Consider the following 26272-nt stretch of genomic DNA (forward strand, 5'->3'; position numbering starts at 1 on the left):
CGAGCCCGTATGTGCGCAAAGGGTCAGACGGTGTGCGACGTCAGAGGACGCGCACCGCGCCCGACGCCGGGTAGCCCGACAGGTCCTGGATGACGACGCCCTTGGAGGGGTTGGCCGCGTCGAGGTACTGGCCGTTCCCGATGTAGACACCCACGTGGTACGCGGAGCCCTTGCCGCCCCAGTACAGGATGTCGCCGACCTGGACGCTGGACAGCGGGACGTCCGTGCCGGCCATCGACTGGTCCTGCGAGACGCGCGGCAGATCCACACCGACCTGCTTGTACGCGGCCTGCACCAGGGAGGAGCAGTCCCAGGCGTTGGGGCCGGTGGCGCCCATGACGTAGGCGTCGCCCACCTGGGCCTTGAGGAACGCGATGACCGTCGCGACGCTGCCGCTGGAGGGCGCCGAGACGGACGTGGACGTGGAGGCGGACGCGGAGAGGGTGGCGCGCTCGGTGCTGCGGTTGGCGCGCTCGGCGGCGGCCTTGCGGGCGGCCTCGGCGGCCTTCTTCTTGGCCTCCGCCTTCTTCTTCGCCTCGGCGAGGTCCTTCTTGGCCTCCGCGGCGGCCTTCGCGGCGGCGGCGTCACGCTCGGCGCGCAGCTCGTAGTTCGCGGCCGCCTGCTGGGTGGCGGCAGCGGACTGGGCGACCTGAGCGGACATGTCGGCCGTCAGGGTGGGCAGTTCGATGGTCTGCGTCACCGGCTCGGCGGCGTTCGCCGAGGCCGACGCACCCGCCGCTGCCATGCTGAGAACGCCACCGGCCACTCCGGCGCGCAGGGCGATCGATGAGGTCGCGCTGCGGCGGGGTTTCCGGTGGCTGCGTATGTGAGCGGTGTGGGACATGGGAATAACCGGTACCAGGGGCTCCTTCATATCTTCAAGAAACGTGTGCTGCGCCACAGTTACTCAATCGGGCCCCCAAAACCCCCGAACGAGGCTCTTTATTGACGCCGTAACGGACATTGCGGGCGCACCGTGATCGGCCTGTGATCACGGTGTTTGATCAATACGCCCGAATTGCCCCGCGCCTACCATCGGTTGGGTTGATTGGCCAAGCCCCGTTCTCATGGACCTCTCATCAATGTGGCGGAGGTCACGGAACGGCCGCCCTCCCGTCCGCGTCCAGGTGCGTAGATCACGACAGGATCACGGGCTCGCGAAGATCGTGAACGCGTGCACGCGTCCACACCCCGCCCGGCGCACCCCCGCACGTGTGAACGCGCCTCTATCAAGAGATCAAGTCCACCGCCAATTTGCATGCAAGAGAACCCTCTTGATATTGAGACGCCCCCTCCGGCCTGCGCTGACGAGCCAAAATGTCACCTCTCGTGATCACTCGGACGCTTCGCGTGTGAAGATCACCGCTCATCCGACTTCATGATCGATCGTCAGGTGGTGGAGATCACAAAGCTTGTGCAATACCCCGTGTCGCAGATCACAGAGCGTCGGGCATAAGATGCACGCGGTTGGGCTTGTGACCTGCTTCACATGTTCCCGATCTTCGCCGGGGCGGGCGGGGTTCGAGGGACGGGTGGGGCGGATGTGAGCCCGATGCAAACCGCCAGCAGTCAGTGCCGACTGAGAGGAGCGAGGAGCGGTGAACGCTTATGCGCCCATCCTCGTACTGGGAGCCCTCGGGGCAGGCTTTGCGATCTTTTCCGTGGTCATGGCCACGTTGATCGGGCCCAAGCGGTACAACCGGGCCAAGCTCGAGGCCTACGAGTGCGGTATCGAGCCGACCCCCACGCCGGCCGGCGGCGGGCGCTTCCCCATCAAGTACTACCTGACGGCGATGCTCTTCATCGTCTTCGACATCGAGATCGTCTTCCTCTACCCCTGGGCCGTCACCTTCGACGCCCTGGGGATCTTCGGGCTCGTGGAGATGCTGCTCTTCGTGCTCACCGTCTTCGTCGCGTACGCGTACGTATGGCGGCGCGGCGGCCTGGAATGGGACTGAGGGGCCACACGTCATGGGACTCGAAGAAAAGCTGCCGAGCGGCTTCCTGCTGACCACCGTCGAGCAGGCCGCGGGCTGGGTGCGCAAGGCCTCGGTCTTCCCCGCCACCTTCGGCCTCGCCTGCTGTGCCATCGAGATGATGACCACCGGCGCCGGCCGCTACGACCTCGCGCGCTTCGGCATGGAGGTCTTCCGGGGGTCGCCGCGCCAGGCGGACCTGATGATCGTCGCGGGCCGGGTGAGCCAGAAGATGGCGCCGGTGCTCCGGCAGGTCTACGACCAGATGCCGAACCCCAAGTGGGTGATCTCCATGGGGGTCTGCGCCTCGTCCGGCGGCATGTTCAACAACTACGCCATCGTCCAGGGCGTCGACCACATCGTGCCGGTCGACATCTACCTCCCCGGCTGTCCGCCCCGGCCGGAGATGCTCATGGACGCGATCCTCAAGCTCCACCAGAAGATCCAGAGCTCCAAGCTCGGCGTGAACGCCGAGGAGGCGGCCCGCGAGGCGGAGGAAGCGGCGCTCAAGGCGCTGCCCACCATCGAGATGAAGGGGCTGCTGCGGTGAGCGACGCGAACGGCAACGGTGTCAATCCCGAGAAGGACCTCTCCGCGGAGAACCTCCCTGGGCAACGCGGCCAGGGCGGCGAGGAGATCCGCGTCCAGCGCGGGATGTTCGGCGCCAACAACGGCGGAGACACCTCCGGCTACGGCGGCCTGGTCCGCTCGGTCCGGCTCCCGGGACCGGCGACCCGCCCCTACGGCGGGTGGTTCGACGAGGTCGCCGACGAGCTCGAGGGCGCCCTGGAGGAACAGGGCCTGCTCCCGGACAACGCCATCGAGAAGACGGTCGTCGACCGGGACGAGCTGACCTTCCACATCGAGCGCGAGCACCTCGTCCGCGTCGCCCGTACCCTGCGCGACGATCCGGCGCTGCGCTTCGAGCTGTGCACCGGCGTCAGCGGCGTGCACTACCCGAACGACAAGGGGCGCGAGCTGCACGCCGTCTACCACCTGCGCTCGATCACCCACAACCGGGTGATCCGCCTGGAGGTCAGCGCCCCAGACAGCGACCCGCACATCCCGTCGCTGTTCTCGGTCTATCCGACGAACGACTGGCACGAGCGCGAGACGTACGACTTCTTCGGAATCGTCTTCGACGGCCACCCCGCCCTGACGCGGATCATGATGCCGGACGACTGGCAGGGCTTCCCGCAGCGCAAGGACTACCCCCTCGGCGGCATCCCCGTCGAGTACAAGGGCGCCCAGATCCCGGCTCCGGACCAGCGGAGGTCGTACTCATGAGCACCTCGCACGCTTCCCCTCGCGAGACCACCGAAGGCACCGTCTACACGGTGACCGGCGGCGACTGGGACGAGGTCGTCGAGACCGCGGCCCGGGCCGACGACGAGCGCATCGTCGTCAACATGGGCCCCCAGCACCCGTCCACCCACGGTGTGCTCCGCCTGATCCTGGAGATCGACGGCGAGACCGTCACCGAGGCCCGCTGCGGAATCGGTTACCTGCACACCGGCATCGAGAAGAACCTCGAGTACCGGACGTGGACGCAGGGCACCACGTTCGTGACGCGCATGGACTACCTGACGCCGTTCTTCAACGAGACGGCGTACTGCCTCGGCGTGGAGAAGCTCCTCGGCATCGAGGACCAGATCCCGGACCGGGCCTCGATCATCCGCGTCCTCCTGATGGAGCTGAACCGGCTCTCCTCGCACCTGGTGTGCATCGCCACCGGCGGCATGGAGCTCGGCGCGACCACGATCATGATCTACGGCTTTCGTGATCGTGAACTCATTCTCGATATCTACGAGCTGATCACCGGCCTGCGGATGAACCACGCGTACATCCGCCCCGGCGGACTGGCCCAGGACCTGCCGCCCGGCGCGGTGGACCAGATCCGCGAGTTCGTGAAGAAGATGAAGAAGAACCTCCCGGAGTACGACAAGCTCGCCACCGGGAACCCCATCTTCAAGGCCCGCATGCAGGACGTCGGTTACCTGGACCTGGCCGGCTGCATGGCCCTCGGCGCGACCGGTCCGATCCTGCGCTCCACCGGCCTGCCGCACGACCTGCGCAAGGCCCAGCCGTACTGCGGCTACGAGACGTACGACTTCGAGATCCCGACCGCCGACACCTGCGACTCCTACGGCCGCTTCCTCATCCGGCTGGAGGAGATGCGCCAGTCGCTGAGGATCGTCGAGCAGTGCCTGGACCGGCTCCAGCCCGGCCCGGTCATGGTCGCCGACAAGAAGATCGCCTGGCCGGCCCAGCTCGCCCTGGGCCCCGACGGCCTCGGCAACTCCCTCGACCACATCAAGAAGATCATGGGCACCTCCATGGAGGCCCTGATCCACCACTTCAAGCTGGTCACCGAGGGCTTCCGCGTCCCGCCGGGACAGGCCTACGCGGCGGTCGAGTCGCCCAAGGGAGAACTCGGGGTGCACGTCGTGTCCGACGGCGGCACCCGCCCCTACCGGGTCCACTTCCGCGACCCGTCCTTCACCAACCTGCAAGCCATGGCGGCGATGTGCGAGGGCGGCCAGGTCGCCGACGTCATCGTCGCGGTGGCGTCCATCGACCCCGTGATGGGAGGCGTCGACCGGTGACCACATCGTCTTCCGAGCGGGGCGTCAGCCTGGGCATGCCCGAACTGCCCGCACCCGCCTACCCGGACGACGTCCGGGCCCGTCTGGAGACGGACGCGCGCGAGGTCGTCGCCCGCTACCCGGACTCCCGGTCCGCCCTGCTGCCGCTGCTGCACCTGGTGCAGGCCGAGGAGGGGCACGTCACCCGCACCGGGATGCAGTTCTGCGCGGACGTGCTCGGCCTGACCACGGCCGAGGTCACCGCGGTCGCCACCTTCTACACCATGTACCGCCGCCGGCCGAGCGGTGACTACCAGGTCGGGGTGTGCACCAACACCCTGTGCGCCGTGATGGGCGGGGACGCCATCTTCGAGGAGCTCCAGGAGCACCTCGGCGTCGGCAACGGCGAGACCACCGGCGACGGCAAGGTCACCCTGGAGCACATCGAGTGCAACGCGGCCTGCGACTTCGCGCCGGTCGTGATGGTCAACTGGGAGTTCTTCGACAACCAGACCCCCGCCAGCGCCAAGAGCCTCGTCGACGACCTGCGCGCGGGACGGCCGGTCACCCCCACCCGCGGGGCGCGCATGTGCACCTTCAAGGAAACCGCCCGGATCCTGGCCGGCTTCCCCGACGAGCGGGACGGGGCCGTGGAGTCCGGCGGAAGCGCGGGACCCGCCTCCCTGGTCGGCCTGAAGCTCGCCAAGGGCGAGGCCTCTCCCGCACGCGTGGTGCACCCGCGCGGTGAGGCGGCCCGGACCGGGGCACCGCACGAGCCGTCACCGACGGAGCACTTGAGCTCGCACGACGCGCCGCAGGACACGTCGGCCTCCGACCCGGCCCACCCGGCCGGGCCCACCGCCGAGGAGGGGGAGTGATGACCTTGGCACCCGAGCTGAAAGACATGAGCCCCGAGAAGCTGCTCGCACCGGTGCTGTCGGCCTTCTGGGACGAGGACAGGTCCTGGACGCTGGACGTGTACCGGCGGCACGACGGCTACGAAGGGCTTCGCAAGGCGCTCGCCATGTCGCCGGACGACCTGATCGCGTACGTCAAGGACTCCGGCCTGCGCGGGCGCGGCGGCGCGGGATTCCCCACCGGGATGAAGTGGCAGTTCATTCCCCAGGGGGATGGAAAGCCGCACTATCTTGTTGTCAACGCCGACGAGTCGGAGCCCGGGACGTGCAAGGACATCCCGCTCCTCTTCGCGAACCCGCACAGCCTCATCGAGGGCATGATCATCGCGTGTTACGCCATCAGGTCGTCGCACGCCTTCATCTATCTGCGGGGTGAAGTCGTCCCCGTACTGCGGCGGTTGCACTCCGCCGTGCGCGAGGCCTACGAGGCGGGCTTCCTCGGCGAGGACATCCTGGGCAGCGGACTCGACCTCGACATCACCGTGCACGCGGGCGCGGGCGCGTACATCTGCGGTGAGGAGACCGCACTGCTGGACTCGCTCGAAGGCCGCCGGGGCCAACCGCGGCTTCGTCCCCCCTTCCCTGCCGTCGCGGGCCTCTATGCGTGCCCGACTGTGGTGAACAACGTCGAATCGATCGCGTCGGTTCCCGCGATCCTGCAACGGGGCAAGGAATGGTTCCGGTCGATGGGGAGCGAGAAGTCGCCCGGCTTCACGCTCTACTCCCTCTCCGGCCACGTCGCCAGCCCCGGCCAGTACGAGGCGCCGCTCGGGATCACGCTCCGCCAACTGCTCGACATGAGCGGCGGGATGCGGCCCGGGCACCGCCTGAAGTTCTGGACGCCGGGCGGCTCCTCGACCCCGATGTTCACCGACGAGCACCTCGACGTCCCCCTTGACTACGAAGGAGTGGGCGCCGCGGGTTCCATGCTCGGCACGAAAGCACTCCAGTGCTTCGACGAGACGACCTGCGTGGTCCGTGCCGTCACCCGCTGGACGGAGTTCTACGCCCACGAGTCCTGCGGCAAGTGCACGCCCTGCCGCGAAGGGACCTACTGGCTCGTGCAGCTGCTGCGCGACATCGAGGCCGGCAAGGGACAGATGTCCGACCTCGACAAGCTGAACGACATCGCCGACAACATCAACGGCAAGTCCTTCTGCGCCCTCGGCGACGGCGCCGCCTCGCCGATCTTCTCCTCGCTCAAGTACTTCCGCGAGGAGTACGAGCAGCACATCACGGGCCGGGGCTGCCCCTTCGACCCGGCCAAGTCGACGGCCTGGGCCGACCGCACGGAGGTGAACGCATGACCGTGACCACCAGCTCTCCCTCCGGCGGGGGAGAGGCGGCGGTCCCGCCGGAGGACCTCGTGTCGCTGACGATCGACGGCGCCGAGATCAGCGTGCCCAAGGGCACCCTGGTCATCCGGGCCGCCGAGCAGCTCGGCATCGAGATCCCCCGGTTCTGCGACCACCCCCTGCTCGACCCGGCCGGTGCCTGCCGGCAGTGCATCGTCGAGGTCGAGGGCCAGCGCAAGCCCATGGCGTCCTGCACCATCACCTGCACCGACGGGATGGTGGTCAAGACCCACCTCACCTCGCCGGTCGCGGAGAAGGCCCAGAAGGGTGTGATGGAGCTCCTGCTCATCAACCACCCGCTGGACTGCCCGGTCTGCGACAAGGGCGGCGAGTGCCCGCTGCAGAACCAGGCCATGTCGCACGGCGACGCCGACTCCCGCTTCGAGGGCCGCAAGCGGACCTACGAGAAGCCCGTCGCGATCTCCACGCAGGTGCTGCTCGACCGCGAGCGGTGCGTGCTGTGCGCCCGCTGCACCCGGTTCTCCAACCAGGTCGCGGGCGACCCGATGATCGAGCTGATCGAGCGGGGCGCGCTCCAGCAGGTCGGCACCGGCGAGGGCGACCCGTTCGAGTCGTACTTCTCCGGCAACACCATCCAGATCTGCCCGGTCGGCGCGCTGACCTCGGCGGCGTACCGATTCCGCTCCCGCCCCTTCGACCTGGTGTCCTCCCCGTCGGTGTGCGAGCACTGCTCCGGCGGCTGCGCCACCCGCACCGACCACCGGCGCGGCAAGGTCATGCGGCGCCTCGCGGCGAACGACCCCGAGGTCAACGAGGAGTGGATCTGCGACAAGGGGCGGTTCGGCTTCCGGTACGCGCAGCAGCGCGACCGGCTCGAGACGCCGCTGGTGCGCAACGCCGAGGGCGAGCTGGAGGCGGCCTCCTGGCCGGAGGCGCTCCAGATCGCGGCCCAGGGGCTGCTGGCCTCCCGGGGCCGCACCGGAGTCCTGACCGGTGGCCGCCTCACCGTCGAGGACGCCTACACGTACAGCAAGTTCGCGCGCGTGGCGCTCGACACCAACGACATCGACTTCCGCGCGCGCGTGCACAGCAGCGAGGAGGCCGACTTCCTCGCCGCCCAGGTCGCCGGGCGGGGCCGGGACCTCGACGGCACGGGCGTCACGTACACCGTGCTGGAACAGGCCCCCGCCGTACTGCTGGTCGGGTTCGAGGCGGAGGAGGAAGCGCCCGGAGTCTTCCTGCGGCTGCGCAAGGCCTGGCGCAAGCACGGGCAGCGGACCTTCTCGCTCGCCACGCACGCCACCCGGGGTCTGGAGAAAGCCGGCGGCACCCTGCTCCCGGCGGCTCCCGGCACCGAGACCGAGTGGCTGGACGCGCTCGCGAGCGGCACCGGCCTGGAGGACGGCGGTGCGCTCGCCGCCGAGGCGCTGCGGGCCGAGGGCGCGGTGATCGTCGTCGGCGAGCGGCTGGCGTCGGTGGCCGGCGGGCTCACCGCCGCCGTCCGCACCGCCGCCGCGACCGGCGCCCGGCTGGCGTGGATCCCGCGCCGGGCCGGGGAGCGCGGCGCGATCGAGGCGGGCGCGCTGCCGTCGCTGCTGCCGGGCGGCCGTCCGGCCACCGACCCGCGCGCGCGGGACGAGGTCGCCGCCCTCTGGGGCGTCGCCGCTCTCCCGCACCGCTACGGCCGTGAAACGGGCCAGATCGTGGAGGCCGCCGCGACCGGAGAGCTCCAGGCCCTGCTGGTGGCGGGTGTGGAGGTCGCCGACCTGCCCGACCCGGCACGCGCGCGTGCGGCGCTCGACGAAGTGGGCTTCCTGGTCTCGCTGGAGCTGAGGCCGAGCGAGATCACGCGCAAGGCCGATGTCGTCCTGCCCGTCGCAGCGGTCGCCGAGAAGGCCGGCACCTTCCTCAACTGGGAAGGCCGGATCCGCTTCTTCGAGGCCGCGCTCAAGCCGGACCAGATGACCCGCCGCTCCGCGCCCACCGACGCGCGCGTGCTGCAGATGCTCGCCGACGCCATGGACGTCCACCTCGGGCTGCCGGACCTGCGCACCGTGCGCGGCGAGATCGACCGGCTCGGCGCCTGGGACGGCCCGCGCGCCGGTGAGCCCCTGGAGACGGCGGCCGCACTGCCGAGGCCGGCCACCGGGGAAGCCGTGCTCGCCGGGCACCGGCTGCTGCTCGACCGGGGTCTCCTCCAGCAGGGTGACGAGGCACTCGCCGGGACGCGGCACGCGGCCCGCGCGCGCGTGTCGTCCGCGACGGCAGCCGAGGCGGGCGTCAAGGACGGCGACCTGCTCGCGGTGACCGGCCCGCGGGGCGTGGTGGAACTCCCGCTCCAGATCAGCGACATGCCCGACCGGGTGGTGTGGCTGCCGCTGAACTCCACCGGCGGCGGCGTCGCCTCCGACACCGGGGCGCGGCCCGGCTCCCTCGTCCGCATCGGCCCGGCGACGCTCGCCGGCGAGGCCCCCAAGGAGGTGGAGGCATGAGCCCGTACCTCGCCGCAGAAGACCTCTCGTTGTTCGGTACCGACCCGTGGTGGCTGGTCGTCATCAAGGCGGTGTTCTGCTTCGCCTTCCTGATGGTGACCGTGCTGGTCTCCATCGTCATGGAGCGCAAGGTCGTTGCCTGGATGCAGCTGCGCATCGGCCCGAACCGGCACGGCCCCTGGGGCATGCTCCAGTCGCTCGCCGATGGCATCAAGCTGATGCTCAAGGAGGACGTCGTCGTCAAGCGCGCGGACAAGGTGGTGTACGTCCTCGCGCCGATCGTCGCGGCCATCCCGGCCTTCATGGCGATCGCGGTGATCCCCTTCGGCCCGGCCGGCAACGAGATCTCGATCTTCGGCCAGCGCACCACGATGCAGCTCACCGACCTGCCGATCGCGATGCTCTACATCCTCGCGGTCGCCTCGGTCGGCATCTACGGCATCGTGCTGGCGGGCTGGAGCTCCGGCTCGACGTACCCGCTGCTGGGCGGCCTGCGCTCCTGCGCGCAGATGATCTCCTACGAGATCGCGATGGGCGCCGCCTTCGCCTCGGTCTTCCTCTACTCGGGGTCGATGTCGACCTCGACGATCGTCGAGCAGCAGGCCGACCGCTGGTACATCGTGCTGCTGCCGGTCTCCTTCGTCCTCTACATCGTGACGATGGTCGGCGAGACCAACCGCGCCCCCTTCGACATGCCCGAGTCCGAGGGCGACCTGGTGGGCGGTTTCAACACCGAGTACTCGTCGATCAAGTTCGCGATGTTCATGCTCGCCGAGTACGTCAACATGGTGACCGTCTCGGCCGTCGCCACCACCCTGTTCCTCGGCGGCTGGCGGGCCCCCTGGCCGATCAGCACCTTCTGGGAGGGCGCCAACCACGGCTGGTGGCCGCTGCTGTGGTTCACCGTCAAGGTCCAGTTGCTGCTGTTCATGTTCATCTGGATCCGCGGCACCCTCCCGCGCGTGCGCTACGACCAGCTGATGAAGCTCGGCTGGAAGGTCCTCATCCCGGTCTCCCTGGTGTGGCTGATGCTCGTCGCGAGCGTCCGGGCCTTCCGCAACGAGGGCTACGACTTCGCCGACATCGCCCTCTACGTGGGCGGCGGCGTGCTCGCGCTGCTGCTGCTCTCCTTCGTCGCCGACATGTTCCGCGAGAAGGCCAAGAAGGCCGAACAGCCGGCCGACACCCCGGCCGCCTTCGACCCGATGGCGGGCGGATTCCCCGTACCGCCCCTGCCCGGACAGGAGCTTCCGCCGGTCCCGCGCCGTTCGCGCCGGGAGCGGGAGCTGATTGTCAGTGGTGGGCCCGATACTCAGAGTGACGGATCTCTGGGCGGATCTACGGATGGAAAGGAGGCGTCCGATGGCTGAGGAACTCGAGCGTTCGAAGGCTGAGGAACCCAAGGACACCAAGCCCGGTTTCCAGAACCCCGTGGCCGGCTTCGGCGTGACCTTCAAGGCCATGTTCAAGAAGCGGCTGACCGAGCAGTACCCGGAGCAGCAGAAGACCACGGCTCCGCGCTTCCACGGCCGGCACCAGCTCAACCGCCATCCGGACGGCCTGGAGAAGTGCGTCGGCTGTGAACTGTGCGCCTGGGCCTGCCCCGCCGACGCCATCTACGTGGAGGGCGCGGACAACACCGAAGAGGAGCGCTACTCCCCGGGCGAGCGGTACGGCCGCGTCTACCAGATCAACTACGCCCGCTGCATCCTGTGCGGCCTGTGCATCGAGGCCTGCCCCACCCGGGCGCTCACGATGACCAACGAGTTCGAGCTGGCCGACTCCAGCCGGGCCAACCTCATCTACACCAAGGAGCAGCTGCTCGCCGGTCTGGAGGAGGGCATGGTCGACACGCCCCACGCCATCTACCCCGGCACCGACGAACAGGACTACTACCGGGGCCTGGTGACGGAGGCCGCGCCCGGCACCGAGCGGCAGGTTGCCCACTCCAAGGGCGAGGTCGTCCAGGAGGCCGACTCGACCTTCGGCGGGACGGAACCGGCGTCGGAGGGAGTGATCGGCCGATGACCACCCAGCTCGCCGCCTACTCCACCTCCACCGGAGAGGCCGTCCAGTTCTGGATCCTCGGCACCGTCGCGGTGATCGGTGCCCTGGGCACCATCCTCATGAAGAGGGCCGTGCACAGCGCCCTCTGCCTCGCCGGCACCATGATCATCCTGGCGGTGTTCTACCTCGCCAACGGCGCCTACTTCCTGGGCGTCGTCCAGATCATCGTCTACACCGGCGCGATCATGATGCTGTTCCTGTTCGTGGTGATGCTCGTCGGCGTCACCGCGGCGGACTCCCTGAAGGAGACCATCAAGGGCCAGCGCTGGCTGGCCCTGCTGTGCGGTCTCGGCTTCGGCGTCCTGCTGATCGGCGGGATCGGCAACGCGTCCCTGACGGACTTCAACGGCATCGGCCAGGCCAACGCCGGTGGCAACGTGGAGGGGCTGGCCGCCCTCATCTTCACCAAGTACGTCTTCGCGTTCGAGATCACCGGAGCCCTGCTCATCACCGCGGCCGTCGGCGCCATGGTGCTCACGCACCGCGAGCGCACCGAGCGCGCCAAGACGCAGCGGGAGCTCGCCGAGCAGCGCGTCCGCGAGGGCAGGTACCTGCCGCCGCTGCCGGCGCCCGGTGTGTACGCCCGGCACAACGCGGTCGACATCGCGGGCCTGCTGCCCGACGGCACCCCGTCCGACCTCACCGTCAGCAAGACCCTGCGCGAACGCGGCCAGATCCGTGACGTGTCGCAGGAGGCGCTCAACGACCTCAAGGCCTTGGAGCAGCGGTCCGAGGAGCGTCTGGAGCGCAGGGCGGTCGGGCCGGCGAAGTTCCAGCGGCCCGAGGAGGCGTCCAAGTGAACCCCGTCAACTACCTCTATCTCGCGGCCCTGTTGTTCACGATCGGCGCCACCGGCGTGCTGATCAGGCGCAACGCGATCGTCGTGTTCATGTGCATCGAGCTCATGCTCAACGCCTGCAACCTCGCGTTCGTCGCCTTCTCCCGGATGCACGGCAACCTCGACGGCCAGATCATCGCCTTCTTCACGATGGTCGTCGCCGCCGCCGAGGTCGTGGTCGGGCTCGCGATCATCGTGTCCCTGTTCCGTGCCCGCCACTCGGCCTCGGTCGACGACGCCAGCCTGATGAAGCTGTAAGGGGTCGGAAGAATCGTGGAGAACCTCATTGCGCTGCTGGTGGCGGCGCCCCTGCTCGGAGCGGCGGTCCTGCTGTGCGGCGGCCGGCGGCTGGACGCCGTCGGCCACTGGCTCGGCACCCTGCTCGCGGCCGTCTCCTTCGTGCTCGGCCTGGTGCTGTTCACCGACATGCTGGGGCAGAGCGCCCAACACCGCGAGATGTCCCAGCACTTGTTCAGCTGGATCCCGGTCGAGGGCTTCCAGGCGGACGTCGCCTTCCAGCTCGACCAGCTGTCCATGACGTTCGTGCTGCTGATCACGGGCGTCGGATCGCTGATCCACCTGTACTCCGTCGGGTACATGGAGCACGACGAGCGGCGCCGCCGCTTCTTCGGCTATCTGAACCTGTTCCTCGCGGCGATGCTGCTCCTCGTCCTCGCCGACAACTACCTGCTGCTGTACGTCGGCTGGGAGGGCGTCGGTCTCGCCTCCTACCTGCTGATCGGCTTCTGGCAGCACAAGCCCAGCGCCGCCACGGCCGCGAAGAAGGCCTTCCTGGTCAACCGCGTCGGCGACATGGGTCTGTCCATCGCGATCATGCTGATGTTCCTGTGGTTCGGCACCTTCGCCTTCGGGCCCGTGCTCGGCACCCACACGGAGGCGGGGCTCGCCGGTGCCGCCGGTGAGGACAAGCTGACCGCGATCGCGCTGATGCTGCTCCTCGCCGCCTGCGGCAAGTCCGCCCAGGTGCCGCTGCAGTCCTGGCTCGGGGACGCGATGGAGGGCCCGACCCCGGTCTCGGCCCTCATCCACGCCGCGACCATGGTGACGGCGGGCGTCTACCTGATCGTCCGCTCCGCGGCCGTCTTCAACGGCGCCCCGGACGCGCAACTGGTCGTCACCATCGTCGGTGCGGTCACGCTGCTCTTCGGTGCGATCGTCGGTTGCGCGAAGGACGACATCAAGAAAGCCCTGGCCGGTTCGACCATGTCGCAGATCGGCTACATGATCCTCGCCGCGGGCCTCGGCCCCATCGGCTACGTCTTCGCGATCATGCACCTGGTGACGCACGGCTTCTTCAAGGCCGGCCTGTTCCTCGGCGCCGGTTCGGTCATGCACGGCATGAACGACGAGGTCGACATGCGCCGCTACGGCGGCCTGCGGAAGTACATGCCGGTCACGTTCATCACCTTCGGCCTCGGCTACCTGGCCATCATCGGCTTCCCGGGGCTGTCCGGGTTCTTCTCCAAGGACAAGATCATCGAGGCGGCGTTCGCCAAGGGCGGCACCGAGGGCTGGATCCTCGGCGCCTGCGCCCTGCTCGGCGCGGCCATCACCGCGTTCTACATGACGCGGGTGATGCTGATGACGTTCTTCGGGGAGGAGCGCTGGCGCAACGCCCCGACGCCGTCCCCGGCCCGGCCCGACGTGGAGCCCGCCGCCGAGACGCGCGGCGAGTACACCCCGCCGCACCCGCACGAGTCGCCGAAGATCATGACGATCCCGATGATCGTGCTGGCCGTCGGTTCGGTGGCCGGCGGTGCGTTCTTCAGCATCGGCGACCGGTTCATGCACTGGCTGGAGCCGGTCACCGGCCACAGCCACGGCAACCCGCCGATCAGCGCGGGCGTGGTCACCTCCGCGACCGTCGCCTGCATGGTCATCGGTGTCGCCCTCGCCTGGGCCCAGTACGGCCGCCGCCCGGTCCCGGCCGTCGCCCCGCGCGGTTCGCTGCTCACCCGGGCCGCCCGGCGCGACCTGTTCCAGGACGACTTCAACCACGTCGTCCTGGTCCGCGGCGGCGAGCACCTCACGCGGTCCCTGGTCTACGTCGACCACACCCTGGTCGACGGCGTCGTCAACGGCACGGCGGCCTCGGTCGGCGGCCTCTCCGGGCGGATGCGCAGGCTGCAGAACGGCTTCGCCCGCTCCTACGCGGTCTCGATGTTCGGCGGCGCGGCGGTCATCGTCGCCGCGACCCTGCTGATGAGGGCGGTCTGATACCGATGTCCTTTCCTCTGCTGACAGTGACAGCGGCGCTCCCGGCCGTCGGGGCGATCGCCACGGCCGCCGTACCGGCCGCGAAGCGCACCGCCGCCAAGTGGCTGGCGCTGCTCTTCTCCCTCGCCACGCTCGTCCTGGCGATCGTCGTCCTGGTGCGTTTCGACCCGGACGGCGACCGCTACCAGCTCACCGAGTCCCATGCCTGGATCGCCGACTTCGGAGTCCGCTACGAACTGGGCGTGGACGGCATCGGGGTGGCGCTCATCGCGCTCACGGCGCTGCTCATCCCGTTCATCATCCTGGCGGGCTGGCACGACGCCGACCCTCTGGAGACCGGCAGCAGCCGGTGGCGGCCGACGCAGGGCTTCTTCGCCCTGATCCTCGCCGTCGAAGCGATGGTGATCCTCTCCTTCGAGGCCACCGACGTCTTCCTCTTCTACATCTTCTTCGAAGCCATGCTGATCCCGATGTACTTCCTCATCGGCGGCTTCGGGGACCGTGCCCACGAGCACGGCGAGAAGGCGGCCGCGACGCAACGGTCGTACGCGGCCGTGAAGTTCCTCCTCTACAACCTGGTCGGCGGTCTGATCATGCTGGCCGCGGTGATCGGCCTGTACGTGGTCGCCGGGAACTTCTCGCTCCAGGAGATCGCCGAGGCCCGTGCCAACGGCACGCTCGACATGGCGACCAACACCGAACGCTGGCTGTTCCTCGGCTTCTTCTTCGCCTTCGCGGTGAAGGCGCCGCTGTGGCCGCTGCACACCTGGCTGCCCAACGCCATGCAGGAGTCGACGGCCCCGGTCGCCGTACTCATCACGGCGGTGGTCGACAAGGTCGGCACCTTCGCGATGCTCCGCTTCTGCCTCCAGCTGTTCCCGGAGGCCAGCAAGTGGGCGACGCCCGCGATCCTCGTCCTCGCCCTGATCAGCATCATCTACGGGGCGCTGCTCGCGGTCGGCCAGCGGGACATCAAGCGGCTGGTGGCGTACGCGTCGATCTCCCACTTCGGCTTCATCATCATGGGCATCTTCGCGATGACCAGCCAGGGCCAGTCCGGCGCGACGCTCTACATGATCAACCACGGCATCTCGACGGCCGCGCTGATGCTGGTGGCGGGCTTCCTGATCTCCCGGCGCGGCTCGCGGCTCATCGCCGACTACGGCGGGGTGCAGAAGGTCGCCCCGGTGCTCGCCGGCACGTTCCTGATCGGCAGCCTCGCGACGCTGTCGCTGCCGGGGCTGGCGCCGTTCGTCAGTGAGTTCCTGGTCCTGGTCGGCACGTTCACGCGCTACCCGGTGATCGGCATCATCGCCACCTTCGGCATCGTCCTCGCCGCGCTCTACACCCTCGTCCTCTACCAGCGGACGATGACGGGCCCGGTGAAACCGGCGGTCTCCGCGATGCCGGACCTGCGGGTCCGTGAGCTCGTGGTCGTCGCCCCGCTGGTCGTCCTGCTGATCTTCCTGGGCGTCTACCCGAAGCCCGTCACGCAGATCATCGATCCGGCGGTCCAGCAGACCATGTCCGACGTCCAGAAGAAGGACCCCCAGCCCGAGGTGGAGGCGGCCAAGTGAGCGCAACAGCCGTCCACAGCCTGTGGACAACCGCGGCCGATCCGATCACCAAGATCGACGCACCGAAGTTCGAGTACGGACAGCTGGCGCCGACCCTGATCGTCGTCGGCGCGGCCATCGTGGGGATCCTGATCGAGGCGTTCGTCCCACGGAAGTCCCGCTACTACGTCCAGATGTTCGTGTCGGTCGTCGCCCTCGCAGCGGCCTTCGCCGCGGTCGTGGCGCTCGCCGCCGACGGGTACGGCACGACCAAGGCGCGCATCGCGGCGATGGGCGCGATCGCCGTCGACGGGCCCGCCCTGTTCCTGCAGGGCACGATCCTGCTGGCGGCCCTCGTGGGCCTGTTCACCTTCGCCGAGCGGCGCCTCGACCCGGAAGCGCACGGCAACCGCGTCGACTCCTTCGCCGCCCAGGCCGCGTCCGTGCCCGGCAGCGAGAGCGAGAAGGCCGCGGTCAAGGCCGGGTTCACCACCACCGAGGTGTTCCCGCTGCTGATGTTCGCCGTCGCCGGCATGCTGATCTTCCCGGCGGCCAACGACCTGCTGACGCTGTTCGTGGCGCTGGAGGTCCTCTCCCTGCCGCTGTACCTGCTGTGCGCGCTGGCCCGCCGCAAGCGGCTCATGTCACAGGAGGCCGCGGTCAAGTACTTCCTGCTGGGCGCCTTCGCCTCCGCGTTCACCCTGTTCGGCATCGCCATGCTGTACGGCTACGCGGGCTCGATGTCGTACGCCACGATCGCGCAGGTCGTCGACGGCACCGTGCAGGACGTCAACCCGGCGCTCGCCGACACCATGGGCAACGACGCGCTGCTGCTGATCGGCGCCGCGCTGCTGGTCATGGGGCTGCTGTTCAAGGTGGGCGCGGTGCCGTTCCACATGTGGACGCCGGACGTGTACCAGGGCGCTCCGACGCCGGTGACCGGCTTCATGGCGGCGGCGACGAAGGTGGCGGCGTTCGGCGCCCTGCTGCGGCTGCTGTACGTCGTGCTGCCGGGCCTGCGCTGGGACTGGCGGCCGGTGATGTGGGCCGTGGCCATCGTCACGATGCTGGGCGGTGCGATCGTCGCCATCACGCAGACCGACATCAAGCGGCTGCTGGCGTACTCGTCGATCGCACACGCCGGGTTCATCCTCGCGGGTGTCATCGCGACCACGCCCGACGGTGTCTCGTCGGTGCTGTTCTACCTGGCGGCGTACTCGTTCGTGACGATCGGCGCCTTCGCGGTGGTCACTCTCGTCCGCGACGCGGGCGGTGAGGCGACGCACCTGTCCAAGTGGGCCGGGCTCGGCCGCAGGTCCCCGCTGGTGGCGGCGGTGTTCGCGGTGTTCCTGCTGGCCTTCGCCGGCATTCCGCTGACGTCCGGCTTCGCCGGGAAGTTCGCCGTGTTCAAGGCGGCGGCGGAGGGCGGGGCGGCACCGCTCGTCGTGATCGGTGTGATCTCGTCGGCGATCGCCGCGTTCTTCTACATCCGCGTCATCGTGCTGATGTTCTTCAGCGAGCCGCGGCCGGAGGGCCCGACGGTGGCCGTACCGTCACCGCTGACGATGACGGCGATCGGGGTGGGCGTGGCGGTCACGGTGGTGCTCGGTGTGGCGCCGCAGTACTTCCTGGACCTTGCGGGGCAGGCGGGGGTTTTCGTGCGCTGACAGCCCGACGCCCTGGGTGGGGCCCGGTCTCCTCGGAGCCGGGCCCCACGGCGTTTTCCGGTGGACAGCAGGGCCCTGGTCGAACATACGTGTGGAACGGTCTCCGTCGGGCGGGACCTGTGGATAACTCCGGGGCTGTCGGTGTGGACGCCTATGGTGGACGCAGTGGTCGAGGCACGACGCACGGGGGACGCAACGATGGGCGCGACGGGCGGGACGGGTGTGATGACGGAACGGGACGCGGTGACCGGGGCCGGGGCGACCGGGGCCGGAGCGGGAAGCGGTCCCGGAGGGCCCCTCGGCGCCGACGTGAGCGAGGCGCTGGCCGCACTGCACCGGGTCTTCGGCTACGACGCCTTCCGCGGCGAGCAGGAAGCCGTCATCGATCACGTGGTGGCGGGCGGTGACGCCGTCGTGCTCATGCCGACCGGTGGCGGCAAGTCGCTGTGTTACCAGATTCCGTCCCTGGTCAGGCCCGGTACAGGTGTGGTCGTCTCCCCGCTCATCGCCCTGATGCAGGACCAGGTGGACGCGCTGCGGGCGCTGGGCGTACGGGCCGGGTTCATGAACTCCACACAGGACTTCGACGAGCGGCGGATGGTCGAGGCCGAGTTCCTCGCCGGCGAGCTGGACCTGCTGTACCTGGCCCCGGAGCGACTGCGTCTGCAGAGCACGCTCGATCTACTCTCCCGCGGCAAGATCTCCCTCTTCGCGATCGACGAGGCGCACTGCGTCTCGCAGTGGGGCCACGACTTCCGGCCCGACTACCTGGCGCTGTCGCTGCTCGGCGAGCGCTGGCCGGACGTGCCGCGGATCGCGCTCACGGCGACGGCCACGCGCGCCACCCACCAGGAGATCACCCAGCGGCTGAACATGCCGACGGCCCGCCACTTCGTGGCGAGCTTCGACCGGCCCAACATCCAGTACCGGATCGTGCCCAAGGCCGACCCCAAGAAGCAGTTGCTGAGCTTCCTGCGCGAGGAGCACGCGGGCGACGCGGGCATCGTCTACTGCCTGTCGCGCAACTCGGTGGAGAAGACCGCCGAGTTCCTCAGCCGCAACGGCGTCGAGGCGGTGCCGTACCACGCGGGCCTGGACGCGGGCACGCGCGCGGCCCACCAGTCCCGCTTCCTGCGCGAGGACGGCCTGGTCGTGGTGGCGACCATCGCCTTCGGCATGGGCATCGACAAGCCGGACGTCCGCTTCGTCGCCCACCTCGACCTGCCCAAGTCGGTCGAGGGCTACTACCAGGAGACGGGCCGGGCCGGCCGGGACGGGCTGCCGTCGACGGCCTGGATGGCCTACGGGCTGAACGACGTCATACAGCAGCGCAAGCTGATCCAGTCCGGTGAGGGCGACGAGGCCTTCCGGCGCCGGGCCCAGTCCCACCTGGACTCGATGCTGGCGCTGTGCGAGACGGCCCAGTGCCGCCGTGGCCAGCTCCTGGCCTACTTCGGCCAGGACCCGGACCCGTCCGGCTGCGGCAACTGCGACACCTGCCTGACCCCGCCGGAGACCTGGGACGGCACCGTCGCGGCACAGAAGGCGCTGTCGACGGTCGTCCGGCTGCAGCGGGAGCGCGGACAGAAGTTCGGCGCGGTACAGATCATCGACATCCTGCTGGGGAAGCGCACCGGCAAGGTCATCCAGTTCGACCACGACCAGCTGTCCGTGTTCGGCATCGGCGAGGAGCTCACCGAGGGCGAATGGCGGGGCGTCATCAGGCAGTTGCTCGCCCAGGGTCTGCTCGCGGTGGAGGGCGAGTACGGCACGCTGGTGCTGACCGAGGCCAGCGGGGCGGTGCTGCGGCGGGAGCGGGAGGTGCCGCTGCGCAAGGAGCCGAAGAAGCCGGTGTCCTCCCGGTCGGGGTCCTCCTCCGCCGGCTCCGGGCGCGGCGAGCGCAAGGGCAAGGCCGTCGCCGCCGAGCTGCCCGAGGAGCTGCTGCCGGCGTTCGAGGCGCTGCGCGCCTGGCGCGCCGAGCAGGCCCGTGAGCAGGGCGTCCCGGCGTACGTGATCTTCCACGACGCCACGCTGCGGGAGATCGCCACGGTGTGGCCGACATCGGTGCGGGAGCTCGGCGGGATCAGCGGGGTCGGTGAGAAGAAGCTCACCACGTACGGGGAGGGCGTGCTGGAGGTGCTCGCGTCGCTGAGCGGTCCGGCGGGCTCCGCTTCCGCGGGCGACGCGTCCTCGGCCCCGACAGCGTCCGGCGAGGGCCCGGCTCACGCCGCCGGTCATGACGCGGGCGAGCCGGACCACTGGCCGGAGCTGGACGAGGAGCCGGAGCCCGACGACTGGATATAGGGCCGGGGTCCGGCGGCGTCACAGGCGGCGACGAGCCGCCCGGCCGGTCACAACGCGTCCCGCGTACGCCCTGACCGCCCGGCCGGTCACAACGCCCGTCCCGCGTACGCCCTGACATCCGCATCGGAGTCGGTCGTCGCCGTGGCGAGGGCCGCCCGCGCCTCCTCGGTGGCGCGGTGCCGGGTCAGCGCCAGGACGGCGGCCTTGCGGACATCGGCGTTGGCGTCCGCCAGGGTCTTGGCGAGAGCCGGGACGGCCACGTCGGGGTCGGCGACGGACAGGGCCGTGGCGGCTCCGGCCCGTACCTGCCAGGCCGGCTCGGACAGGGCGGCGACCGCGCGTGCGGTGAGGGGCGCCGGGCAGCCGGTGGTGCCGAGCGCTCCGTAGGCCGCGGCCCGCACCAGGGCGTCGGGGTCGTCGAGGAGTCCGGTGAGGGCCTCTTCGATGGCAGTGGCGCTGGCGGTGGCGGTCGGATCGGTGGCGGCCGGGGCCGTGGCGGCCGGGGTGTCATCCGCCGCCCGCTCCGCATCCACCCTGGCCGGGGCCTTTGCGGTCGACTGCCCGGCACCCACCGTGGCCAGACCCTTGGCGAGCGCGACCCGGACCTCGCGGGAGGGGTCGGAGAGTGCCGCGCGGGCCAGTTCGCCGGTGGCGTCGACCGACACCAGGGCGCGGACGGCCTCGATGCGGACGGTGATGTCGGAATCGGCGAGGAGGGCCGCGAACAGGGCTGCGTCGCCGAGGCGCAGGGCGCGCAGGACGTCCAGTGCCGCAGCACGGACCACGGGGTCCGGCTCGGCGAGGGCGGCGACGAGGCCGTCGCGCAGGTCGGGCTCGGCCGGGAGCGTCTCGACGAGCTCACGCAGGGACGCGGCAGCGGCGGCACGCACCTCGGCGGCGGTGTCGCACAGGGCGGCGGCGAGAGCGGTGCCCGTCCCGGGCGGCAGGGTCTCGGTGAGCACGGCGACGGCCTCGCGACGGACGGCGGGCGCGGGGTCGGTCAGGTACGGCCGCAGGGCGCCGAGTTCGGGCTCCTCATCGGCGAGGGCGACGAGTTCGAGCAGGCGGGTGGAGGACTGCTCGCCGGACGGCGCGGTGGCCGAGGCCCGTGCTGCCGGAGCCGGCTCCGGCACCGGCGTTCCCACGGCTGAGGCGACCGGCGCCACATCCCGTGAGCCCGCCGTGGCCACGTCCTCGGCATGCACCTCGCCGAGGACACGGGAGGGGCCGCCGACGGGGCCGAAACCGTCGACGGGAACGAGATAGGGGGCCACGGGACGTGCCGTGAACTCCATCGCACCAGAGGGGGACTTGTGCAGATCGAGGTGGTGGAACCAGGACGCGTCGTCCCGCCGGGGGTGGTCGAGGCGGTCGTGGTAGAGGCCCCAGCGGGATTCCGTGCGGGCCAGGGAGGAGCGCGCGGCCATCTCCGCGCAGTCCCGGATGAAGGTGACCTCGGCGCAGCGCATCAGCTCGTGCGCGGTGCGAGCACCCATCCCGGCGATGTCGGTGTGCATCCGCTCGAAGGCCTCCAGGGCCAGCGACAGCCGGGCGCCGGACTTGGGCGGGGCCACGTAGTCGTTCACGAAGCGGCGCAGCTTGTACTCGACCTGGGGCTGCGGCGGGCCGTCGGGGTTGCGCAGCGGACGGTAGATCAGCTCGTGTGCCTCGCGCAGCTGCTCGCCCGGCAACTCCCCCTCGAACGCGGAGTACTGGGACGCGTCCGCTCCCGCGAGGTCGCCGAAGACGAAGGCGCCGATCATGTAGTTGTGCGGCACACAGGCCAGGTCACCGGCCGCGTACAGGCGGGGCACGGTGGTGCGGGCGTGCTCGTCGACGCGGACGCCGGAGGCGGAGTGGCCGCCGCACAGGCCGATCTCGGAGATGTGCATCTCGATGTCGTGGGTGCGGTAGTCGTGGCCGCGGCCGGAGTGGAAGGTGCCGCGGGTGGGTCGCTCGGTGGAGTGCAGGATCGTCTCCAGGGCCGAGACGGACTCTTCGGGGAGGTGGCTCAGTTTCAGGTAGACGGGGCCCCGGTCGGACGCCACCTCGGCGGCGAACTCGGCCATCATCTGGCCCGACCAGTAGTCGGAGTCGACGAAGCGCTCGCCGTGCCGGTTGACCTGGTAGCCGCCGAAGGGATTGGCGACGTAGGCGCAGGCCGGGCCGTTGTAGTCCTTGATCAGCGGGTTGATCTGGAAGCACTCGATGCCGGTGAGCTCGGCGCCCGCGTGGTAGGCCATGGCATAGCCGTCGCCGGCATTGGTGGGGTTCTCGTAGGTGCCGTAGAGGTAGCCGGAGGCGGGCAGGCCGAGGCGGCCGCAGGCGCCGGTCGCGAGGATCACCGCGCCCGCGCGGACCTGGACGAACTGCCCGGTGCGGGTGTTGAAGCCGGCCGCCCCCACGGCCCGCCCCCCGGCGGTGAGGACCCGCACCGGCATGACCCGGTTCTCGATGCGGATCCTCTCCCGCATCTCGCGCCGCCGCAGCTGCCGGTACAGGACCTTCTTGACGTCCTTGCCCTCCGGCATCGGCAGCACGTAGGAGCCGGAGCGGTGCACCTGGCGGACGGCGTAGTCGCCGTGTTCGTCCTTCTCGAACTTCACGCCGTAGGACTCCAGCCGCTGCACCATGCCGAAGCCGCGGGTGGCGGTCTGGCGGACGGTGGACTGGTCGACGATGCCGTCGTTGGCGCGGGTGATCTCGGCGACGTAGTCGTCCGGTTCGGCGCGGCCCGGGACGACCGCGTTGTTGACGCCGTCCATGCCCATGGCGAGCGCGCCGGAGTGGCGGACGTGGGCCTTCTCCAGCAGCAGTACGTTCGCGCCGTGCTCGGCGGCGGTCAGGGCGGCCATGGTGCCGGCGGTGCCGCCGCCGATGACGAGGACGTCGCAGGTCAGTTCCTCGGCGTCGGCGAGGGGCGGGACGGCCAGGGGGGTGTCCGCAGGGGGGTTCACGGAGGTGGTCACCGGGGTGCCTTTCACGTACCGAGCGAGGTGAGGATGTCGCGCCGCAGGGCCTTGCGGGCCGGATCGGCGTGCGCGGAGCGATCGCGCGGGCGGGGGATGTCCCGGACGGCGACGAGGGCGCCCGCGCCGAGCAGGGCCACCCGGTCGCCGAGGAACAGTGCCTCGTCCACGTCGTGGGTGACGAATACGACGGTGGCGCCCGTGCCCTGGAGCACCTCCACCAGCAGGTCCTGCATGCCCGCCCGGGTCTGTGCGTCGAGCGCGCCGAACGGCTCGTCCATGAGGACGGCGCGCGGGCGTGCGGCCAGGGCGCGGGCCAGCTGGGCGCGCTGGCGCTGCCCTCCGGAGACCCGGTGCGGCAACTGCCGTGCCTGCTGGCCGAGTCCGACCCGATCCAGCCAGGTCCGTGCCTGTTCCCGGCGCTCGGATCGCCCCACGCCGCGGATGGCGAGGGGCAGTTCGACGTTGGCCCGCAGGGTGCGCCAGGGGAGCAGGGCGTCCTCCTGGAACACCAGGGCCCGGTCCGCCGAGGGGCCGGTCAGCGGCCGCCCGTCCTGGGCGATCCCGCCGGCGAGCGGCGGCAGCAGACCTGCCAGGGTGCGCAGCAGGGTCGACTTGCCGCAGCCGGAAGGGCCGACGACGGTGAGGATCTCGCCGGGGGCGACGTCCAGGTCGACCTTCTCCAGGGCGGTCGCGCCGGGACGGCCGAGCAGGGCGCCGGTGAGGGTGAGCCGGGTGCCGCGGACGGGGGTGTCCGTGGCGGCGGTCCCGGACGTGGTGCCCCGTGCGGCGCCTGATGGGGTGTTCGGGGCAGCCGCCGGCGGGGTGTCCGGGACGGTCTCAGACGAGGTGCTCATCGCGCGTCTCCTCGGATCGGGCCCCGCCGGGGGCGGTGGCGGGAGCGGCCGGAGCCGGTGTCACGGGCCGGGGCGGCCGGGCACCGGGCACGGACGCGGTGCGGGGCAGCCAGCGGGTGAGGCGGCGGCCCAGGAGCTCCACGGCGGTGGAGGTGAGCCAGCCGAGCACGCCGATGGTGACCATGCCGACGAACACCCCGGGGTAGTCGACGACGGTGTAGTCCTGCCAGGTGCGGTAACCGACGCCGTACTGGCCGGAGATCATCTCGGCGGAGATCACACAGATCCACGAGACGCCGATGCCGACGGACAGTCCGCCGAACACACCGGGCAGCGCGCCCGGCAGGACGACCGAGCCGAGGGTCCGCCACCGGCCGCCGCCCATGGTGCGTACGGCTTCCTCCCACACGGGGGTCAGGGCACGCACCGCGTGCCGGGTGGAGACCAGGACGGGGAAGAAGGCGGCGGTGCAGGTGATGAAGACGATGCCCTGCTCGTTGGAGGGGAACAGCAGGATCGCGACGGGCACCAGGGCGATGGCCGGGATCGGCCGGATCACCTCCAGCACCGGGCCGAGCAGGTCCTCGGCGAGACGCGAGCGCGCCACGAGCACGCCCGTGGCCACACCGAGGACGGCGGCCAGCAGGAAGCCGGTGAGGATCCGGGTGAGGCTGTCGGTGAGGTCCGTCCAGTAGTCCGGCCCGGACACCCGGGCGGCGAAGGCCCGGGCCACGTCGGTGACCGTCGGGAACTGCGAGAAGCGCAGCCACAGGTCGATGTTCAGGCTGGTCAGCGTCTGCCACAGGCCGAGCGCGGCGGCGAGCGACAGCACGCGGAGCGCGTACCGCCTCACGACGCCCGCTCCAGGGCGTCGGCGTACGGGACGACTCGCGCCCCGCCGTGCCCGGCGATGTACGCCTGCGCCGTGTCGGGGGCGACGAAGGGCAGCAGCTTGTCGCCGTCGGACACCCACACGGCCTTGTCGGCGAACCAGAGGGTGCCGGTGGTGGTGTCGGGGACGTAGGCGGCGCGCAGGGTGTCGCGGTGCCCGGCGACGTAACGCAACAGTTTGGAGGGGGAGTCGAACGTGACGGTCTTCGAGGCGCCCTTGGGCCAGGCCTCGCTCGCGGCCGGTGCGGGCCTGGTGGCGAGGTGCTTCGCGTACGCCGCCGGCCCGAGGGCCTTCTTCACGTACCGGTCGTCCACGAAGGAGTCGACGTCCACGTCACCGGTGAGCTTCGCCGACTTGAGGATCGACACGTCCTGCTTCAGCGCGGAGACGAGCCGGGGCTTGATGGCCGGGTCGAAGGTGGCGATGCCGTGATCGCCGTTGTAGAGGTAGACGACCTCGGCGGGCAGGCCCGTCGCCTTCGCGACCTTCTCGGCGGCGTCCACCGGATGGTCGTTCAGGTAGTCGGTCGCCTTCGCCTGGGCCTTCAGGAACGCCTCCAGCACGGCCGGGCGCCGCTTGGCGAAGTCCTCGCGGGTGGTGACGCCGTGGAAGGTGGGCAGGTTCAGCCGGGCGCCGTCGTAGACCGCCTTCGCCTTGCCCTGGAAGGCGAGCAGGCCGGGCCAGGCGACGAACTGGGAGAGCGCGTCCGTGCTGCCCGCCGTGAGGGCGGAGGCGCCGACGGAGGGCTGCTGGTTGAGCTTCTCGATGCCGTTGTCCGGGTCGATGCCGGCACGCTGCAGGGCCCGTACGAGGGTGCCGTCGGCGGCCGAGCCGACACTAGTGGAGACCTTCTTGCCCTTCAGGTCCTTCAGGGAGGTCAGCTCGGATCCGGGCGCGGTGACGATGGTGTTGAGGCCGCCGCGGAGGTTGTAGCCGGTGACCGAGACCAGGCGGGTGGGGCTGTTGAGCTGCTTGCCGCGGGCCGCGTTGATGAGCAGCGGGAAGTCGCCCATCGAGCCGATGTCGATCTTCCCGGCGGTCATCTGGGCGGTGATGGGGGCGCCGGTGGCGTAGTCCTGCCAGTCCACCTTGTAGTGGACGCCGTCGTGCAGGGAGTTCAGCTGCGTCTCGAAGGCGCCGAGCGAGCGGAGCAGGGTGCCCGCGGTGACGGTGTTGATCGTCCTGGACTGGTAGCCGACGGTGACGGTGACCGTGGAGCCGCTGCCCGCTTCGGCGTCACCGCCGCAGGCGCTCAGCGGGAGCAGCAGGACGATGGCGGAGATCGCGACTGCCGTGCGTTTCACGGCGGTTCGGGACGTGGCGGTTCGGGACGTGAGGGTTCGGGACATGACGGTTCGGGCCTCTCACCGGAGCAGATAGGGCATGTTGACCGTGACGGCTCCGGTGGGGCAGCGAGCCGCGCACGGGCCGCAGTACCAGCACTCGTCGACATGCATGTAGGCCTTGCCGTTGCGCTCGTCGATGGCGAGGGAGTCCAGCGGGCACATGTCCACGCAGAGCGTGCAGCCGTCGATGCACTTCGACTCGTCGATGGTCACGGGCACGTCGGCCCGCTGGGGCGCCAAGGGCATGGCTGT

General features: G+C 70.3%; 21 protein-coding genes. 15 read left to right on the plus strand and 6 right to left on the minus strand.

Translation table 11 applies throughout. The annotated features are described in order from the left end of the window. Window positions 1–40: 40 nt before the first annotated feature. Window positions 41–874: a C40 family peptidase gene (locus ACIQU3_RS00715; RefSeq protein WP_403724095.1), complete on the minus strand. Its 834-nt coding sequence runs from the start codon at window positions 872–874 to the stop codon at window positions 41–43. Window positions 875–1598: 724 nt separating this feature from the next. On the opposite strand from ACIQU3_RS00715, the gene ACIQU3_RS00720 reads away from it, so the two are divergent. From ACIQU3_RS00720 to recQ, 15 genes are all read left to right on the plus strand, one after another. Beyond that, on the plus strand, window positions 1599–1958 hold the full coding sequence (locus tag ACIQU3_RS00720) for an NADH-quinone oxidoreductase subunit A (protein WP_003992243.1): 360 nt from the start codon (window positions 1599–1601) through the stop codon (window positions 1956–1958). Between the two features lie 13 nt (window positions 1959–1971). Then, complete coding sequence (locus ACIQU3_RS00725) at window positions 1972–2526, plus strand: NADH-quinone oxidoreductase subunit B family protein (protein ID WP_007383964.1); 555 nt, start codon at window positions 1972–1974, stop codon at window positions 2524–2526. After that, window positions 2523–3263, plus strand: coding sequence for an NADH-quinone oxidoreductase subunit C (locus ACIQU3_RS00730; protein ID WP_403724097.1), 741 nt, complete (start codon window positions 2523–2525; stop codon window positions 3261–3263). The genes ACIQU3_RS00725 and ACIQU3_RS00730 overlap by 4 nt, the downstream gene beginning before the upstream one ends. Then, window positions 3260–4582, plus strand: coding sequence for an NADH-quinone oxidoreductase subunit D (locus ACIQU3_RS00735; protein WP_053669589.1), 1323 nt, complete (start codon window positions 3260–3262; stop codon window positions 4580–4582). Before ACIQU3_RS00730 ends, ACIQU3_RS00735 begins: the two co-directional genes overlap by 4 nt. After that, window positions 4579–5439, plus strand: coding sequence for an NADH-quinone oxidoreductase subunit NuoE (gene nuoE / locus ACIQU3_RS00740; protein WP_403724101.1), 861 nt, complete (start codon window positions 4579–4581; stop codon window positions 5437–5439). The genes ACIQU3_RS00735 and nuoE overlap by 4 nt, the downstream gene beginning before the upstream one ends. Continuing rightward, a complete protein-coding gene (gene nuoF, locus ACIQU3_RS00745) occupies window positions 5439–6785 on the plus strand; it encodes an NADH-quinone oxidoreductase subunit NuoF (RefSeq protein ID WP_403724104.1) in 1347 nt (448 codons plus the stop codon). Before nuoE ends, nuoF begins: the two co-directional genes overlap by 1 nt. Then, window positions 6782–9286 (plus strand): NADH-quinone oxidoreductase subunit G, encoded by a 2505-nt coding sequence (locus ACIQU3_RS00750; protein WP_403922936.1) that lies wholly within the window; start codon window positions 6782–6784, stop codon window positions 9284–9286. The genes nuoF and ACIQU3_RS00750 overlap by 4 nt, the downstream gene beginning before the upstream one ends. Then, the gene (nuoH, locus tag ACIQU3_RS00755) at window positions 9283–10656 is read left to right on the plus strand and encodes an NADH-quinone oxidoreductase subunit NuoH (RefSeq protein WP_403724109.1); all 1374 of its coding nucleotides are present in this window, start codon (window positions 9283–9285) and stop codon (window positions 10654–10656) included. The genes ACIQU3_RS00750 and nuoH overlap by 4 nt, the downstream gene beginning before the upstream one ends. Then, complete coding sequence (nuoI, locus tag ACIQU3_RS00760) at window positions 10649–11314, plus strand: NADH-quinone oxidoreductase subunit NuoI (protein WP_403724112.1); 666 nt, start codon at window positions 10649–10651, stop codon at window positions 11312–11314. The genes nuoH and nuoI overlap by 8 nt, the downstream gene beginning before the upstream one ends. Further along, entirely contained in the window at window positions 11311–12153 is an 843-nt protein-coding gene (locus ACIQU3_RS00765; RefSeq protein ID WP_403724114.1) for an NADH-quinone oxidoreductase subunit J, read from the plus strand. The genes nuoI and ACIQU3_RS00765 overlap by 4 nt, the downstream gene beginning before the upstream one ends. After that, window positions 12150–12449 carry an NADH-quinone oxidoreductase subunit NuoK gene (gene nuoK / locus ACIQU3_RS00770; protein WP_003992252.1) on the plus strand — a complete coding sequence of 100 codons (300 nt, stop codon included), beginning with the start codon at window positions 12150–12152 and terminating at the stop codon, window positions 12447–12449. Before ACIQU3_RS00765 ends, nuoK begins: the two co-directional genes overlap by 4 nt. Window positions 12450–12464: 15 nt before the next feature. Beyond that, window positions 12465–14429 (plus strand): NADH-quinone oxidoreductase subunit L, encoded by a 1965-nt coding sequence (gene nuoL, locus ACIQU3_RS00775; RefSeq protein ID WP_403724119.1) that lies wholly within the window; start codon window positions 12465–12467, stop codon window positions 14427–14429. A gap of 5 nt (window positions 14430–14434) precedes the next feature. Further along, a complete protein-coding gene (locus ACIQU3_RS00780) occupies window positions 14435–16006 on the plus strand; it encodes an NADH-quinone oxidoreductase subunit M (protein WP_403724123.1) in 1572 nt (523 codons plus the stop codon). Beyond that, window positions 16003–17652: an NADH-quinone oxidoreductase subunit NuoN gene (gene nuoN / locus ACIQU3_RS00785; protein ID WP_403724126.1), complete on the plus strand. Its 1650-nt coding sequence runs from the start codon at window positions 16003–16005 to the stop codon at window positions 17650–17652. The genes ACIQU3_RS00780 and nuoN overlap by 4 nt, the downstream gene beginning before the upstream one ends. A gap of 198 nt (window positions 17653–17850) precedes the next feature. Continuing rightward, a complete protein-coding gene (gene recQ / locus ACIQU3_RS00790; RefSeq protein WP_403923202.1) occupies window positions 17851–19956 on the plus strand; it encodes a DNA helicase RecQ in 2106 nt (701 codons plus the stop codon). A gap of 86 nt (window positions 19957–20042) precedes the next feature. Here the strand turns inward: recQ and ACIQU3_RS00795 are convergent, their stop codons facing one another. The 5 genes from ACIQU3_RS00795 to ACIQU3_RS00815 are packed head-to-tail and all read right to left on the minus strand — an operon-like array spanning window position 20043 to window position 26266. Continuing rightward, window positions 20043–22925, minus strand: a complete 2883-nt coding sequence (locus ACIQU3_RS00795; RefSeq protein ID WP_403922938.1) for a fumarate reductase/succinate dehydrogenase flavoprotein subunit — start codon at window positions 22923–22925, stop codon at window positions 20043–20045. Window positions 22926–22936: 11 nt separating this feature from the next. Beyond that, window positions 22937–23782 (minus strand): ABC transporter ATP-binding protein, encoded by an 846-nt coding sequence (locus ACIQU3_RS00800; RefSeq protein WP_403922940.1) that lies wholly within the window; start codon window positions 23780–23782, stop codon window positions 22937–22939. Beyond that, window positions 23766–24635 carry an ABC transporter permease gene (locus tag ACIQU3_RS00805; RefSeq protein WP_403922942.1) on the minus strand — a complete coding sequence of 290 codons (870 nt, stop codon included), beginning with the start codon at window positions 24633–24635 and terminating at the stop codon, window positions 23766–23768. The genes ACIQU3_RS00800 and ACIQU3_RS00805 overlap by 17 nt, the downstream gene beginning before the upstream one ends. Further along, window positions 24632–25978 (minus strand): ABC transporter substrate-binding protein, encoded by a 1347-nt coding sequence (locus tag ACIQU3_RS00810; protein WP_403922944.1) that lies wholly within the window; start codon window positions 25976–25978, stop codon window positions 24632–24634. Before ACIQU3_RS00810 ends, ACIQU3_RS00805 begins: the two co-directional genes overlap by 4 nt. A 60-nt stretch (window positions 25979–26038) precedes the next feature. After that, window positions 26039–26266, minus strand: coding sequence for a ferredoxin family protein (locus ACIQU3_RS00815; RefSeq protein ID WP_003992261.1), 228 nt, complete (start codon window positions 26264–26266; stop codon window positions 26039–26041). Window positions 26267–26272 lie beyond the last annotated feature (6 nt).

Origin of the sequence: Streptomyces sp. NPDC101110 (genome assembly GCF_044759525.1) — a bacterium.
Lineage (GTDB): Bacteria > Actinomycetota > Actinomycetes > Streptomycetales > Streptomycetaceae > Streptomyces.

What these genes read in the sequence shown, in the direction of transcription:
- recQ (WP_403923202.1), top strand. Translation starts at nt 17,851, where the DNA reads ATGGGCGCGACGGGCGGGACGGGTGTGATGACGGAACGGGACGCGGTG.
- ACIQU3_RS00815 (WP_003992261.1), bottom strand. Translation starts at nt 26,266, where the DNA reads ATGCCCTTGGCGCCCCAGCGGGCCGACGTGCCCGTGACCATCGACGAG.
- nuoF (WP_403724104.1), top strand. Translation starts at nt 5,439, where the DNA reads ATGACCTTGGCACCCGAGCTGAAAGACATGAGCCCCGAGAAGCTGCTC.
- ACIQU3_RS00800 (WP_403922940.1), bottom strand. Translation starts at nt 23,782, where the DNA reads ATGAGCACCTCGTCTGAGACCGTCCCGGACACCCCGCCGGCGGCTGCC.
- ACIQU3_RS00750 (WP_403922936.1), top strand. Translation starts at nt 6,782, where the DNA reads ATGACCGTGACCACCAGCTCTCCCTCCGGCGGGGGAGAGGCGGCGGTC.
- nuoH (WP_403724109.1), top strand. Translation starts at nt 9,283, where the DNA reads ATGAGCCCGTACCTCGCCGCAGAAGACCTCTCGTTGTTCGGTACCGAC.
- ACIQU3_RS00780 (WP_403724123.1), top strand. Translation starts at nt 14,435, where the DNA reads ATGTCCTTTCCTCTGCTGACAGTGACAGCGGCGCTCCCGGCCGTCGGG.
- nuoI (WP_403724112.1), top strand. Translation starts at nt 10,649, where the DNA reads ATGGCTGAGGAACTCGAGCGTTCGAAGGCTGAGGAACCCAAGGACACC.
- ACIQU3_RS00725 (WP_007383964.1), top strand. Translation starts at nt 1,972, where the DNA reads ATGGGACTCGAAGAAAAGCTGCCGAGCGGCTTCCTGCTGACCACCGTC.
- ACIQU3_RS00765 (WP_403724114.1), top strand. Translation starts at nt 11,311, where the DNA reads ATGACCACCCAGCTCGCCGCCTACTCCACCTCCACCGGAGAGGCCGTC.
- ACIQU3_RS00735 (WP_053669589.1), top strand. Translation starts at nt 3,260, where the DNA reads ATGAGCACCTCGCACGCTTCCCCTCGCGAGACCACCGAAGGCACCGTC.
- ACIQU3_RS00715 (WP_403724095.1), bottom strand. Translation starts at nt 874, where the DNA reads ATGAAGGAGCCCCTGGTACCGGTTATTCCCATGTCCCACACCGCTCAC.